Source organism: Ruegeria haliotis, assembly GCF_013377785.1.
GTDB classification, from domain to species: Bacteria; Pseudomonadota; Alphaproteobacteria; order Rhodobacterales; family Rhodobacteraceae; genus Ruegeria; species Ruegeria haliotis.
The window spans coordinates 377,895-391,766 of record NZ_JABXWT010000001.1; the positions used below are offsets into that span (position 1 = coordinate 377,895).

Annotated in this window: 18 protein-coding genes and 2 tRNA genes; 8 read left to right on the plus strand and 12 right to left on the minus strand. The window is 58.3% G+C overall.

Going from position 1 to position 13,872, the window contains the following annotated elements; genetic code table 11:
• The first annotated feature begins 4 nt into the window (after positions 1–4).
• From HW561_RS24240 to HW561_RS01925, 3 genes are all read left to right on the plus strand, one after another.
• Positions 5–286: a hypothetical protein gene (locus HW561_RS24240; RefSeq protein WP_176862234.1), complete on the plus strand. Its 282-nt coding sequence runs from the start codon at positions 5–7 to the stop codon at positions 284–286.
• Positions 287–391: 105 nt separating this feature from the next.
• Complete coding sequence (locus tag HW561_RS01920) at positions 392–844, plus strand: YHS domain-containing (seleno)protein (protein ID WP_176861534.1); 453 nt, start codon at positions 392–394, stop codon at positions 842–844.
• Positions 845–1,041: 197 nt separating this feature from the next.
• Positions 1,042–1,512, plus strand: coding sequence for a CoA-binding protein (locus tag HW561_RS01925; protein ID WP_176861535.1), 471 nt, complete (start codon positions 1,042–1,044; stop codon positions 1,510–1,512).
• Positions 1,513–1,514: 2 nt separating this feature from the next.
• Here the strand turns inward: HW561_RS01925 and HW561_RS01930 are convergent, their stop codons facing one another.
• From HW561_RS01930 to hisF, 3 genes are all read right to left on the minus strand, one after another.
• Positions 1,515–2,090 (minus strand): hypothetical protein, encoded by a 576-nt coding sequence (locus tag HW561_RS01930; protein WP_328803226.1) that lies wholly within the window; start codon positions 2,088–2,090, stop codon positions 1,515–1,517.
• Between the two features lie 82 nt (positions 2,091–2,172).
• On the minus strand, positions 2,173–2,490 hold the full coding sequence (locus tag HW561_RS01935; RefSeq protein WP_176861536.1) for a phosphoribosyl-ATP diphosphatase: 318 nt from the start codon (positions 2,488–2,490) through the stop codon (positions 2,173–2,175).
• Positions 2,487–3,248, minus strand: coding sequence for an imidazole glycerol phosphate synthase subunit HisF (hisF, locus tag HW561_RS01940; protein WP_176861537.1), 762 nt, complete (start codon positions 3,246–3,248; stop codon positions 2,487–2,489). The genes HW561_RS01935 and hisF overlap by 4 nt, the downstream gene beginning before the upstream one ends.
• A gap of 117 nt (positions 3,249–3,365) precedes the next feature.
• Between hisF and HW561_RS01945 the strand changes: the two genes are divergently transcribed.
• The gene (locus HW561_RS01945; protein WP_235962746.1) at positions 3,366–3,812 is read left to right on the plus strand and encodes a DUF302 domain-containing protein; all 447 of its coding nucleotides are present in this window, start codon (positions 3,366–3,368) and stop codon (positions 3,810–3,812) included.
• A gap of 198 nt (positions 3,813–4,010) precedes the next feature.
• Positions 4,011–4,304 carry a hypothetical protein gene (locus HW561_RS01950; RefSeq protein WP_176861538.1) on the plus strand — a complete coding sequence of 98 codons (294 nt, stop codon included), beginning with the start codon at positions 4,011–4,013 and terminating at the stop codon, positions 4,302–4,304.
• A gap of 15 nt (positions 4,305–4,319) precedes the next feature.
• Here HW561_RS01950 and hisA read toward each other — a convergent pair whose 3' ends face one another.
• Positions 4,320–5,057: a 1-(5-phosphoribosyl)-5-[(5-phosphoribosylamino)methylideneamino]imidazole-4-carboxamide isomerase gene (gene hisA / locus HW561_RS01955; RefSeq protein ID WP_176861539.1), complete on the minus strand. Its 738-nt coding sequence runs from the start codon at positions 5,055–5,057 to the stop codon at positions 4,320–4,322.
• 133 nt (positions 5,058–5,190) lie between these two features.
• Here hisA and HW561_RS01960 point away from each other — a divergent pair, with 133 nt between their 5' ends.
• Positions 5,191–5,592: a DUF2147 domain-containing protein gene (locus HW561_RS01960; RefSeq protein WP_176861540.1), complete on the plus strand. Its 402-nt coding sequence runs from the start codon at positions 5,191–5,193 to the stop codon at positions 5,590–5,592.
• Between the two features lie 4 nt (positions 5,593–5,596).
• On the opposite strand, the gene hisH is transcribed toward HW561_RS01960, so the two are convergent.
• A complete protein-coding gene (gene hisH, locus HW561_RS01965; protein ID WP_176861541.1) occupies positions 5,597–6,235 on the minus strand; it encodes an imidazole glycerol phosphate synthase subunit HisH in 639 nt (212 codons plus the stop codon).
• Positions 6,236–6,823 (minus strand): imidazoleglycerol-phosphate dehydratase HisB, encoded by a 588-nt coding sequence (hisB, locus tag HW561_RS01970; protein ID WP_176861542.1) that lies wholly within the window; start codon positions 6,821–6,823, stop codon positions 6,236–6,238.
• 154 nt (positions 6,824–6,977) lie between these two features.
• Here hisB and HW561_RS01975 point away from each other — a divergent pair, with 154 nt between their 5' ends.
• On the plus strand, positions 6,978–7,217 hold the full coding sequence (locus tag HW561_RS01975) for an Lrp/AsnC family transcriptional regulator (RefSeq protein WP_058274459.1): 240 nt from the start codon (positions 6,978–6,980) through the stop codon (positions 7,215–7,217).
• Positions 7,218–7,220: 3 nt separating this feature from the next.
• Here HW561_RS01975 and HW561_RS01980 read toward each other — a convergent pair whose 3' ends face one another.
• The 3 genes from HW561_RS01980 to HW561_RS01990 form a co-directional block, all read right to left on the minus strand.
• Positions 7,221–8,087, minus strand: coding sequence for a GNAT family N-acetyltransferase (locus HW561_RS01980; RefSeq protein WP_176861543.1), 867 nt, complete (start codon positions 8,085–8,087; stop codon positions 7,221–7,223).
• Between the two features lie 84 nt (positions 8,088–8,171).
• Positions 8,172–8,246, minus strand: a tRNA-Gly gene (locus tag HW561_RS01985).
• Positions 8,247–8,280: 34 nt separating this feature from the next.
• A tRNA-Gly gene (locus tag HW561_RS01990) sits at positions 8,281–8,355 on the minus strand.
• 151 nt (positions 8,356–8,506) lie between these two features.
• On the opposite strand from HW561_RS01990, the gene HW561_RS01995 reads away from it, so the two are divergent.
• Entirely contained in the window at positions 8,507–8,659 is a 153-nt protein-coding gene (locus tag HW561_RS01995) for a hypothetical protein (RefSeq protein ID WP_176861544.1), read from the plus strand.
• 15 nt (positions 8,660–8,674) lie between these two features.
• Here the strand turns inward: HW561_RS01995 and HW561_RS02000 are convergent, their stop codons facing one another.
• The 3 genes from HW561_RS02000 to HW561_RS02010 all read right to left on the minus strand — a co-directional run bounded on the left by HW561_RS02000 (position 8,675) and on the right by HW561_RS02010 (position 13,856).
• Entirely contained in the window at positions 8,675–9,058 is a 384-nt protein-coding gene (locus tag HW561_RS02000; RefSeq protein WP_176861545.1) for an MAPEG family protein, read from the minus strand.
• 77 nt (positions 9,059–9,135) lie between these two features.
• Positions 9,136–12,573, minus strand: a complete 3,438-nt coding sequence (locus HW561_RS02005; RefSeq protein WP_176861546.1) for a pyruvate carboxylase — start codon at positions 12,571–12,573, stop codon at positions 9,136–9,138.
• A 146-nt stretch (positions 12,574–12,719) separates the two neighbouring features.
• On the minus strand, positions 12,720–13,856 hold the full coding sequence (locus HW561_RS02010; RefSeq protein ID WP_176861547.1) for an alpha-hydroxy acid oxidase: 1,137 nt from the start codon (positions 13,854–13,856) through the stop codon (positions 12,720–12,722).
• Positions 13,857–13,872: the final 16 nt, after the last annotated feature.

A 13,872-nucleotide genomic window follows, 5' to 3' on the forward strand; every position in this document is an offset into this window, starting at 1 on the left:
CGTTATTTCCGGCCCGTCCAAAATTGCCACCTGCTGCTATTGCGGCACGCGCGCTGCTCTGGTCCTCAAGGGGAAAGACCGGCATGAACTGAGCTGTTCCAGCTGCGGTGCCCCGTTGCATAACCTCAAGATGCTGCCCAAGCGCAAGGTTTCCAAGGTCAAAACTGCGCGTGCGGATACCAGCTATTCCGGGTCGCATAAATCCAAACGCAAAAAGAAGAAGAAAACCATGTTTTCTCGCGTACTGGATGAGGCCTGGGATGTGATCGAAGACATCTTCGACTGACCCGACGTGAAGGTGACACAGGCGTTCACAACCACGTCAACGGGGGTTTCTCCCGGTCGGAAAAGTTGCAGTTTGATAGTCTCTGTTTTTGATTCTGTGTTCGTGATGCTGACCCGACGTTCTCTTTTAGGCGCACTGACCGCCTTTGCTTTGGCCCCTGCCGCCTCCGCGCAGGACATGCCCGTTTTTTACGCAACCGACGGGGCTGCGATGGCGGGTTATGATCCCGTGTCGTATTTTGAGGGCACTGTACCCACGCAGGGTCAGCCCGAGATTGCCGTTATGTGGAAAGGGGTGGAATGGTATTTTGCATCCCAGAAGAATCGAGAACTGTTTGAGAGCAACCCGCGCGCTTTTGCGCCCCAGTTCGGGGGCTATTGCTCTTATGCGATGGCTTACGGTGTTCTCAAAAGTACAGACCCTTCGGCCTGGCAGGTCGTTGAAGGTCGGCTGTATCTGACACATTCTCCGGAAGTCGAGCAGATCTGGCGTCAGGATCAGGTTGGTTACATCGCTATGGCCGAGGAAAACTGGCCCGTTGTCCTGTACCACGAGTAGGTGAATCTCGGCTATTTGTGAAAAGTCATCACAAAAATGAGTGCCCCCTCTTTTTTTTGGGTAAATCATGCCTAAATGTCACAGTGACCGCGGAATGGAACTGCCGCGGGTCATTTCACTGTCCCTCGTTCCAAAACTTGCGCCCAAGGTTTCTTGGGCGCTTTTTTCTTTTTGGGGCTCTGATTAGGATGGGGCCCATGCCTGAGTATTCCGACAATGTCCTGAAAACCATTCTGCAACGCACCAAGGTTATTGCGGTCGTCGGCGTTTCGATGAATCCGGTGCGACCCAGCTACTACGTGGCGCGATATCTGTCGTTGAAAGGGTACACGGTGATCCCGGTCAATCCAGGACATGTTGGCAAAGAGCTGTTCGGCCAGACGGTGCGCGCCAGCTTGTCGGAGATTACGAAACCGGTTGATATGGTGGACGTATTCCGCAGGTCCGAGGCCGTTCCTCCGATTGTGGATGAAGCCTTGGATGCATTCCCATCGCTGCGCACGATCTGGATGCAGATCGGTGTTGAACACGCCGAAGCTGCGGCCAAAGCGCGGGCGCGCGGTGTTGAGGTGGTGATGAACCGATGCCCCAAGATCGAATATCAGCGCTTGTTTGGTGAACTGCGCATGGGCGGGTTCAGCACGGGCATCATTTCTTCGAAGCTGTAACGTTAACCGCCGGTATACGGCTTCAATCGGGTGACTTGTTCCTGGCGTCGTTTCTCCAGAACCACTTCGCGCGGGACCCACTCATATCTTGTGTCTTCGACCAGCGGGGACCAGAACAGCACTCCGCCATATCGCCAGGGGTCCAGCACCACGCCATCATTCATTGAATCGCCCCTGCGGCTGACAATGGCCGTGCTGTGATCGATTCGAAACGGATTGTCGGCATTGGCGATGGCGCGGTGCATTGTCAGCGTTTGAAAGTTTTCTTGCTGCAAACGGCGTTCGATATCCTCAGCCCAGTGCCAGCACAGCCCACGCGGGCGCAGGCCCTTGTTGACCTTGGCGTTGTGGATTAGTGGCGGGTCGGTAATCTGATACGCCTGAGCCAACTGCGCGGTATAGGAATAAGCGATCCGGGCGGCTCGGTCGGCCTCGGACGGGTCGACATCGGGCCCGAGGTTGCGTATCTCGGCGGCCAGTCTTTGCACATCCTGCCCATCCGATGGCGGCGGAGTGGCGCAACCTGCCAGCAGCAGGGCACACAGCAGCGTCAGCACAAGCGTAAAAGGTCTGAACACGGATTTGATCCTTCATGCCCTGCGCCGTGGCGCTTTAGGGATCGACTATATTCCGTGCGTCGCGGTGAACAATGCCGGATTTTCAGCGTTGTGGGCGCGCAGCTTTTTCTGCAACGCCACTGATGCCCTGGCGGCGTGCTAGTTCCTCAAGAACCGCGTCCAATGGCACATCACGCGCCGCCAGCATGACAAGCAGGTGATACAACACATCTGCGGCCTCGGCTGTCAGCTTTAGCTGATCCCCTTTGACGGCTTCGATGATGGCCTCGACTGCCTCTTCTCCGAATTTCTCGGCGCATTTCTCGGGGCCTTTGGACAGCAGCTTTGCGGTCCAGCTGGACTCGGGATCAGCGTCCTTGCGCGCCTCAATTGTTGCGGCCAGATCGTGCAGAATGCTCATGCCAACCTCATCGGAATGCCAGCTGCGGCCATGTGTTCTTTGGCCTCGCGGATCGTATACTCACCGAAATGGAAGATCGAGGCCGCCAGAACCGCACTTGCACGGCCTTCAGTCACGCCTTCGACCAGATGGTCCAAGGTGCCAACACCGCCAGAGGCAATCACCGGAACATCGACAGCGTCCGAGATCGCGCGGGTCAGCGGCAGATTGAAACCGGCCTTGGTTCCGTCACGATCCATCGAGGTCAGCAGAATCTCGCCCGCACCCTTGGCGACCACGGTTTTGGCGAATTCAACCGCATCGATACCTGTGGGCTTGCGACCCCCATGGGTAAAAATCTCCCATTTTCCCGGGCTGACGGTCTTGGCGTCGATGGCGCACACGATGCATTGGCCGCCAAACTGGTCCGCAGCCTCGGCCACCACATCAGGATTCGCCACTGCGGCAGAGTTGAAACTGACCTTGTCTGCCCCGGCCAACAGCAGGGCCCGTACGTCTTCCTTCGTGCGCACGCCACCACCTACGGTCAGCGGCACAAAACACTGTTCGGCGGTGCGCCGAACCACGTCAAACATCGTTCCGCGATTTTCATGTGTGGCGTGGATGTCCAGAAAACAAATCTCGTCCGCACCGGCCGCATCATACGCCTTGGCCGATTCCACCGGATCGCCTGCATCACGCAGGCCAACGAAATTGACGCCCTTGACCACACGGCCATCAGCAACATCAAGGCAGGGAATGATACGTGTTTTCAGCATGCGCCGTCCTTTGTTGGCGCACCTCTACCGGCAAAGCACCGCTGATGCCAGACTTGTGATTGTCAGTCCTCTCAAACTCGTGAAAAATGCCCCCAAATTCATCAGGAGATCAATGAGATGCGTAAACTCTTTTTGGCAACCACTTTCATTTTTGGAGGAGCTGTCGCAGCGATGGCAGACGACATTATCAAAGTTAACACGGACAAATCCGTGCCCGAGGCGCTGGATGCGCTTGAAGCTGCGGTTGGAAATGCGGGCGCAACCGTTTTTGCCCGTATCGATCACGCGGCAGGGGCGGAAAAGGTTGGCACGCCGATCCCGGCCAATCAGGTTCTGATCTTTGGCAACCCGGCGCTGGGTACACCCGCCATGCAGATCGACCCGCGCGCGGGGCTGTTTCTGCCGCTCAAGGTGCAGGCTTATGAGGATGAAAACGGTCAGGTCTGGCTGGCCTATGAAGATCCCAAGGAAACCATGGATGAGCTCGACGCGGTCGAAAAATCCCCGGTGATCGAGAAAATGCGCGGCGCACTCGCCAAGCTGACTGCAGCGGCGGCGCAATAGCCAATGCCTTTGCCTGCCCAATTTGGGCAGGCTCCTTATCCATCTCCCCTCTTTTGCTGAAACAGCGCGTTTATGCTATTCTCGGCCTGTTTTATTAGGTTTTTGGAGGGAAGATTGATGATGATCTCATTGAAATCGTTTTGCATTGCCGCTGCTGTGACCTGCCTCACTGTTGGTTTCGCCCACGCGCAGGAATTCATGACGAAGAAAGAACTACTGGCGACCTTTCCGGGCTCAACCCTATACGGCATTTCGAATGCCGACGGCAAAACGCCATGGGCCCAAGCCTACGGCAAAGGGCGGAAAAAGGGTAAGATTGCTGGAAACCATGGCGGAGACACATACGAGGCCACGTGGTTCGTTCAGGACGATCTGTGGTGCGAAGAATCGGAAAACTACTCTTCTTGCTGGCAAGTCGTCCAAACCGGCGACAAAGAGTTTCAAGTCTACAAAGATGGTCAGCCTATGAAGAACCGCTGGAAAATGAAGTAGGAAGTCGCCCAGTCACTAAGCGTGCGACTCATGTCCCTTCAGGACGGTCAGTGCCTCTTTCAGATCAATCGCGCCATCATACAGCGCCCGGCCTGAAATCGCACCGTTCAGATCAACGCCGCAGTCACGCAATGCGATCAGGTCGTCCAGCGAGCTGACCCCGCCCGATGCGATCACCGGGATCGAAACGGCGCGGGCCAGTGCCGCTGTCGCCTCGATATTCGGACCCTGCATCGCGCCATCGCGATTGATGTCGGTGTAAATGATCGCTGCAACGCCTGCGTCCTCGAAACTGCGCGCCAGATCGGTGACCTGCACGTTGGTTTCCTCGGCCCAACCCTTGGTGGCCACCATGCCGTTGCGGGCGTCAATGCCCACGGCGACCTTGCGGGGAAAGGCTTTGGCCGCCTCGCGCACCAGATCTGGGTTCTCGACCGCGACAGTGCCCAGAATCACCCGCGCCAGGCCTTTATCCAGCCAAGTTTCAATCGTGGTCATGTCGCGGATGCCGCCGCCCAGTTGGGCGGGCACGTTGCAGGCCTTCAAAATGGCCTCGACCGGGGCGGCATTGACCGGCTCACCGGCAAAGGCACCGTTCAGGTCGACCAGATGCAGCCAGTCGCACCCGGCCTCGACAAAAGCGCGGGCTTGGGCCGCCGGGTCCTCGTTGAATACGGTGGCCTTGTCCATTTCACCGCGCAGCAGGCGCACGGCCTGGCCGTCTTTGAGGTCGATGGCGGGGTAGAGGATCATTTCGGGCGGCCCTATATCACTGTTACACGCGCGGGATATCGCACAGGCAGGGCAGGGGATGCAACGCGACGCAAAGTCAGTCTTGCCGGAATGTCACCTGCGGGTCAGACTGAGGCAAAACAGGGAGACTATAATGAAGAAATTCACACTTGCTGCGGTATTTGCGACGTTGGCCACAGGCGCGATGGCGGCCGATCCGGTTGACGGGCTCTGGAAGACCGCGCCGGGCGACACGGGCGGTTATCTGCATGTCTCGATTGCCGAGTGCGGCAGCGCCATTTGTGGCACCATCGATACGGCGTTTGATAAAGATGGCAATGAGCAGCTGGAATACGAAAATCTGGGCAAACAGATCATCTGGGACATGATCCCGGAAGGTAACGGCACCTATGCAAACGGCAAGATTTGGGCTCCGGATCGCGACAAGACCTATAGCTCCAAGATGTCACTGGACGGGCAAAACAAGCTGACGGTCAAAGGTTGCGCTGTCGGCGGTCTGGTCTGTCGTGGGCAGAACTGGACGCGCGTTCAGTAAACGTCTAAGGCGCCCAGGTCAGGAAATTCCCGATCATGCGCAGGCCCACATCCTGACTTTTTTCGGGGTGGAACTGCATGCCAACCATCGTGTCGCGGCCAATCACGGCCGTGACCTCTTGGCCATACTCCACATAAGCCAATCGCTGCGCGGGATCGGTGACACGGAAATGGTAGGAATGCACAAAATAGGTGTGATCGCCTGACTTCACTCCGGCAAACACCGGATGCTCGCTTTCCAGAACCAGATCATTCCAGCCCATATGCGGGACCTTCAGCGCGCTGTCTGACGGTTCAATCCGGACTACGTCGCCTGCGACCCAGTTCAACCCGTCCGTCTCGTTGTATTCATGGCCTTTGGTGGCCATCAATTGCATGCCCACGCAGATGCCCAGAAACGGCCGGCCTTTTTGCTCGACCGCCTCGACCATCGCGTCATAGATGCCTTTGTGCCCACGCAATTCAGTGGCGCAGGCCGGAAAAGCCCCATCGCCAGGCAGTACCAAACGATCGGCCTTTGCCACGACATCCGCGTCCGAAGTCACAACAACTTCGCCCGCATCCACCTCGCGCGCCACGCGCTGAAACGCTTTTTCTGCCGAATGCAGATTACCACTTTCGTAGTCGATAATGGCAGTCAGCATTTAGAGCGCACCCTTGGTCGAGGGAATCGCATCCGCCTTGCGCGGATCGGTTTCGACCGCCAGACGCAGGGCGCGCGCGATAGCCTTGAAGACAGCCTCGGCAATGTGGTGGCTGTTGAACCCGTGCAACTGGTCGATATGCAGCGTGATACCGCCATGGGTGCTCAGCGCCTGAAAGAACTCACGCACCAGTTCGGTGTCGAATGCACCGATCTTGGGGGTTGGTAGATTCACGTTCCAGATCAGAAAGGGCCGCCCCGACAGGTCCAGCGCACAGCGCACCTGCGCATCGTCCATTGGCAGGTGACATTCGCCATAGCGACGGATGCCTTTTTTGTCGCCCAAGGCCTGTGTCAGTGCCTGACCCAGCGCGATGCCGGTATCCTCGACCGTGTGGTGATCGTCGATATGGTAATCGCCTTCAGCGCGGATGGTCATGTCGATCAGCGAGTGGCGTGCCAACTGGTCCAGCATATGATCAAAAAACCCGACGCCGGTCTGGTTGTCATAACTGCCAGTGCCGTCCAGATTGACCTCGACCGAGATTTTGGTCTCGGCGGTTTTACGGCTGATCGTCGCGCTGCGCATGGGCGAATTCCTTTTGCTTCAGGCGCGCTTATAGACGGGGTGGGGCGGATTGATCCAGAGCAAGCGTGGCAATCGCTGCAATCTGTTGCAGGGGATTGCACCCGTAAGCCCGCCATGCCAGCCTGCCGCCAACTCAACCAACAAGGCCAGCGCCATGTCCACCTGCGTTTTCATCCAGATCCGTTGCACCCCCGGTACCACCTATAAGGTCGCCGAAGAGATCGCGCTGCGGGAAATTCACTCGGAATTGTACTCGACCAGCGGCGAATACGACCTGCTGCTGAAACTCTACATCCCGGAAACCGACGATGTGGGCCATTTCATCAACGAAAACCTACTGGTGATCCCGAATATCGAGCGTTCATTGACCACCATGACCTTCAAAGCGTTCTGAGGCCTATCCCAACTCAAACGTAGTGACGCCGTAGATACGGCTTAGATCGATGTCCGGCTCGTGGTCGGAATACATCCGCGCCGTTTCGAACACCTTGTCCAGCCCAAGCTGCGCCGCCAGCGCAAAGGCGGCGTCGTTGGGTTGGGGCATGTCGATGAACACCTCGGACCCGCTGTGACCCGCTGGAATGGCAGCCATCAGGCTGGCCAGCAGAGCCTGCGCGATCCCCGCATCATCGGCAAAGAGTGGCCCGATCTTATATCCCGTCTGGCAAGGCCTGAGAGTTGCATATCCTTGGATTTTCCCATTCCCGGAATACATGCGGGACGTATGGCTAGGAGCGTTCAGCCAGCTTCGCAGGAACGCATCACGTGGAGCGGGAAACAGGTGCCGGTCATACGCAATCAGATCCGCCGATGCGTCTGTGATCTCTGCCACATCGGTGTTGCCTGCGGGACCAAGCTTTGCCTGTATCCCGGCGACTGTGCCGCTGAAGCGATAGTTGTTGTAGGCAAAGGTGAAGCCGGATTTGCGATAATTATCCTGCTGCTCGACCACACCGTCCAGCCCCATATTGCGACCAGTGCAATGCGCCAGGGCGTGCTGGGCAATCTCCAGCCCGTGCCCCGAGCCGCGATATTCGGGCCGAACGATGTAGAAGCCCAGAAACGAAAACACATCATCGTAATTCACCGCCGAGACTGACGCGATCATCTCGCCATCCAGAAACCCGCCCAGAAATCCATCCGGGTCTGTGGTGCGGAAACAGGTGGCGTCATGGTGTCCGGGGTTCCAGCCTTCGCGCCCGGCCCAGTCCACGGCATTCTGCAGCTCGTCTGGGGTCAGGGGACGAATGATATAGTCCGACATAGGGGGCTCCGCTCGTGGGGAATTTCACGGTCAGAATGGCGCAACGCCACACGAAGAACCAGCATGTTCGGAGTGGTTAGTATCTGGAGCGGGCGAGGCGATTCGAACGCCCGACCCTAACCTTGGCAAGGTTATGCTCTACCCCTGAGCTACGCCCGCATCAGATACTATGTGCGACCTTTCGGTCTCTCAATGGAGCGGGCGAGGCGATTCGAACGCCCGACCCTAACCTTGGCAAGGTTATGCTCTACCCCTGAGCTACGCCCGCGCCGTTGAGTGAGGAGGGATGTATAAATTCCCACGCTGGCCTGCAAGCGGAAAAACACATCAAAGCGGAAAAATCTTTTTGCGACGGAAGGGCGCTCCTGATCCGTTCAAGAACCAGTGCATATCAAAAAGACAATGGCGGAGGTAAAATAATGGCACGCGTTGAAGACGTTAAGATGGCAGCGCTGGTCGCGATGATTCTGCTGGCCGCAGCGATCTCGGGGCAAGGTAAGGATAGGGTGGGTCAGGTTGAGCCATTTCTTATGCAAGCACCTGCAATCGAAACGCAGGTCTTGGCGGGATAAAACCCGCGGGCCCGGTCAAAGTGCCAGAACGAGGTTCGCAAGGGCTGCCACCAGAATGGCGGCGAAAGTCAAAACCATGCCGATCTGGCGCAGAATCACGATCTGAGGGGTGCGGCCAAACCCATAGGCGTGCAGCAAGCGACCCGCCAGCAGCGTCAGGCCCAACAGGTTCACCATCAAACCGCTCGCGCCCTGTAGCTCGACCATGGCAATCAACAGCAGGGCAAAGGGGGCATATTCGGCGCAGTTGGCCTGTGTCCGCATGGCCTTGATCATCGTCTTGTCACCGCCATCACCGACCGAGATCTTGCCGCTTCGGCGGGTCGCGATAACCTTGGCGCTCAGTGCGACGTAGAGAATGGCTATGAGTGCGGCATAGATCGGGGTAATGGCAAGCATGTGGGGCCTCCGTCGAGTCACAGAAAAGGCCGCACAGTTTCCCGCGCGGCCCTTCCGACATTAGTCAGTTTTACAAGTTATTCCAGTTCGACCAGCAAGTCCTTGGCGTCAATCTGGCTGCCGGGCTGGATATGAACGGCCTTGACCGTCGCATCGCGCTCGGCATGGATGCCCGTTTCCATCTTCATCGCCTCGATGGTCAGCAGCATGTCGCCTTCCTTGACCTCTTGGCCTGCAGTCACGGCCACAGTCGCAACAACACCCGGCATCGGCGCACCAACATGGTTGGCATTGCCGACCTCGGCCTTGGGCCGCGCCTGCGTGGTCGATGTCACCATACGGTTCGGCACCCGGATCACCCGCGGCTGACCGTTGAGCTCAAAGAACACTTTGACCTCACCTTTTTCGTCTGTCTCGCCAATGGCCTGACAGCGGATTTCCAGCGTCTTGCCCGGATCGATCTCAGCCGCGATCTCTTCGCCCGGCTCCATGCCGTAAAAGAAGGTGCGTGTTGGCAGGGTGCGGACCGGGCCATAGATCCGATGGCGGCCCATGTAGTCCAGGAACACCTTGGGATACATCAGATAGCCGTTCAGATCCTCGTCGTCGACCTCTTTGCCGTCCAGTTCCTTGGACAGCTCGGCGCGGGTGGCTTCCAGATCGACAGCGTCAACACCTTTGCCCGGACGTTCGGTATTCGGGGCCTCGTCCTTCAACACCTTGGTGATGATCGTGTCCGGGAACCCGCCCGGAGGCTGCCCCAGATTGCCGCGCATCATGTCCACGACCGAATCGGGGAATGCGACGTCGGTGGCCGGGTCCTCGACCTGCGCGCGAGTCAGGCCCTGACTGACCATCATCAGCGCCATGTCGCCAACAACCTTGGATGAGGGCGTCACCTTGACGATGTCACCAAACATCCGGTTCACATCCGCATACATCTGCGCCACTTCGTGCCACCGCTCTTCCAGCCCCAACGAGCGCGCCTGCGCCTTGAGGTTGGTAAACTGACCGCCGGGCATCTCGTGCAGATACACTTCGGACGCGGGGGCCTGCAGGCTGGATTCGAACGCCGCATACTGACCGCGCACGCCTTCGAAATAGTCGCTGATCTCGCGGATCGCTTTGATGTCCAATCCGGTGTCGCGATCGGTGTGTCGCAGCGCCTCGACCACAGTGCCCAGCGTCGCCTGAGAGGTGTTGCCGCTGAAGCTGTCCATGGCGCAATCCACTGCATCCACGCCAGCCTCGGACGCCGCCAGAATGGTCGCACTGGCGATGCCAGCCGTGTCGTGGGTGTGGAAGTGGATCGGCAACCCGACCTCTTCCTTCAGCGCGCGGATCAGGATCTTGGCCGACGCTGGTTTCAGGAGTCCCGCCATATCCTTCAGGCCCAGCACATGGGCGCCTGCATCGCGCAGCTCTTTCGCCATGCCGACATAGTATTTCAGATCATACTTGGCGCGGTCCGGGTCCAGAATATCGCCGGTATAACAAACAGTGCCTTCACAGATCTTGTTGTTCTCGATCACGGCATCCATCGCCACGCGCATGTTTTCGACCCAGTTCAGCGAGTCGAACACACGGAAGACATCGATACCAGTTGCGGCCTGACGGACGAATTCCCGCACTACGTTGTCAGGATAGTTGGTATATCCAACGCCGTTCGCGCCGCGCAGCAGCATCTGGGTCATCAGGTTCGGCATCGCCTCGCGCAAGTCGCGCAGGCGCTGCCATGGGCATTCCTGCAAGAAGCGATAGGCCACGTCGAATGTCGCACCGCCCCAGCATTCGACCGAAAACAGTTGCGGCAAGTTGGCCGCATAAGTTGGCGCCACCTTGATCATATCGACCGAGCGCATCCGCGTCGCCAGTAGTGACTGATGCCCGTCCCGCATGGTGGTGTCGGTGATCAGCAATTGGCGCTGCGCCTTCATCCAGTCGGCAACCGCCTGTGGGCCTTTCTGCTCCAACAGATTGCGGGTGCCCATTTGCGGTTCAGCCTTGGGCGCGGGGGCCTTGGCCTCTTTCAGGTCGGCGCGCGGTTCGGGGCGGTCTTTGGTTTCGGGGTGCCCGTTTACCGTGATGTCCGCGATATAGGTCAGAACCTTGGTGCCGCGGTCACGGCGACGCTTGAAGGTGAACAGGTCCGGCGTCGTGTCGATGAACTTGGTGGTGTATTCATTCGACAGGAAGGTCGGGTGCTTCAGCAGGTTGATGACAAAGTCGATATTGGTGCTGACGCCGCGAATACGGAATTCGCGCAGCGCCCGGTCCATCCGGCTGATAGCAGCCTGCGGTGTTTGCGCCTTGGCTGTCACCTTGGTCAGCAACGAGTCGTAATACCGCGTGATCACCCCACCCGCATAGGCCGTACCACCATCTAAACGGATGCCCATCCCGGTGGCCGAGCGGTAGGCAGTGATCCGGCCATAATCGGGGATAAAGTTGTTCTGCGGGTCCTCGGTGGTAATCCGCGTCTGTAGGGCGTGACCGGTCAGATGCACATCTGCCTGACTGGCGGCGCCAGTGGCTTCGGCCAGCGTCTTGCCCTCGGCAATCAGGATTTGCGCCTGAACGATGTCGATACCGGTCACTTCTTCGGTGACGGTGTGTTCAACCTGCACACGCGGGTTCACTTCGATGAAGTAGAACTTGCCGGATTCCATATCCATCAGGAATTCAACGGTGCCCGCGCATTCATAATTCACATGGGCGCAGATCTTACGGCCGAGTTCACAAATCTCGGTGCGCTGCGCGTCGCTCAGATACGGGGCAGGGGCGCGTTCAACGACCTTCTGATTCCGGCGCTGGACCGAGCAGTCGCGTTCATACAGGTGATAAATCTCACCATGCTTGTCGCCCAGAATCTGCACCTCGACATGGCGGGCTCGGGTGATCATCTTTTCCAGATACCCCTCGCCGTTGCCAAACGCCGCCTCGGCCTCGCGGCGGCCTTCCAGCACTTTCTCTTCCAGCTCATCCTCAGACTCGATCGGGCGCATGCCGCGCCCACCGCCACCCCAGGACGCCTTGAGCATCAGCGGATAGCCGACTTCAGCAGCTTCCTTGCGGATCGCATCCATGTCATCGCCCAACACCTCGGTCGCCGGGATCACCGGCACGCCGGCCTTGATGGCTACGCGCCGCGCGCTGGCCTTGTCGCCAAGCGCACGCATGGTTTCGGCTTTGGGCCCGATGAAGGTGATGCCGTTTTGCACGCAGGCATCCACGAAATCCGGATTTTCGGACAGCAGGCCATAGCCCGGATGGATCGCGTCTGCGCCGCATTCTTTGGCGACGCGGATGATTTCGTCGATCGACAAATACGCCGCGACCGGGCCCATCCCTTCGCCAATGCGATAAGCCTCATCCGCTTTGAAGCGATGCAGGCCCAGCTTGTCCTCTTCGGCAAAGATGGCAACGGTGCGTTTACCCATCTCGTTGGCTGCGCGCATCACGCGAATGGCAATCTCGCCGCGGTTGGCGATCAGGATCTTGTTGAAGTCAGTCATTTTAGGTCCCGGTCTTTTTGGTTTGGCCGTGTTAATAGGCGGACAATACGGCCACGTACATCTGTAGTTCTGGGTAGAACCGGCATGTTAACGCTCGCAAACGCCGCCCAAGGGCGCTTTTCTTCTACCTTCGCTGCGTCGCAGCATCAACTGTTTGATTTACCCTGCGGCAACTGAGCAAGTGTTTCGGTGCCCATTTGCCCCATATTCGCCAGCATATCCTGCCTCAGTACATCGATGACATGGGCAGGGCCCTTTGGACCCAACGCCGCCAGACCATACAGAAATGCCCGCCCCAACATGATAAAATCCGCCCCCTTGGTCAGCGCGCGCAGAATATCCAGCCCGCTTTCGACACCTCCATCGAAAATCAACGGCAGATCGGACGCATCGCGAATGGCTGGCAGTACATCAATACTGGCCGGAGCGGCGTCGAACTGACGACCCCCGTGATTCGAGACCCAAAGTGCGTCTGCACCCGCTCGTTGTAATCGGTCGACATCTTCGGGGCGTAGAACCCCCTTGACGATAAACGCCCCATCCCAGTGATCGCGCAACCATTTGACGTAATCCATATCCGGAGAGGTGCGCAGCAGATATCCGATATGCGCCGTCGGCGGCAGGTTAAGCGTATTGCCGATGTACTTATCCAGAGTGCGCATATGCGGCACACCGTGGCGCAGCATCCCCATGGCCCACTTTGGCCTGAGCGCGATCTGCGTCAACAAGCGAGGCGTCAGTCGGGGCGGATGCGTCAGCCCGGACCGGGTTTGCCGCTCGCGTCGGGACGCGACAGGAACATCCGCAGTCAGAACCAGTGTCCGGAACCCGGCGTTTCGCGCGCGGCTCAGCAGATCCGCGCGAATTTCAGGATCTCTCGGAGGATAAAGTTGAAACCAGCCGTTGTGTCCCAGATCCGGGGCCAGATCTTCGGGGCATTGGCTGGCAACGGTGGACAATGTGTAAGGAACGCCGACCTCAGCAGCGGCACGCGCCAGAATACCTTCGGCATCTGGCCAGACCAGCCCGGACATGCCGATCGGGGCAATGCCAAATGGCACCGGATAATCCTGCCCCAGAAATTTCGTGCCGGTGTTGAAATCCAACTCACCGTGCAGGATCGAAGGGCACATCTGCACCTGATCCAGGGCGTCTCGGTTTCGCCGCAACGCTGTTTCCGTCCCGGTTCCACTGTCCACATATTCCCAGACAAAATGCGGCAACCGGCGTTGCGCGCGGCGTTTCAGGTCCGGGATACCGGGATATACGCTGTGAAGGTCCATGCGGATTGATCCAACC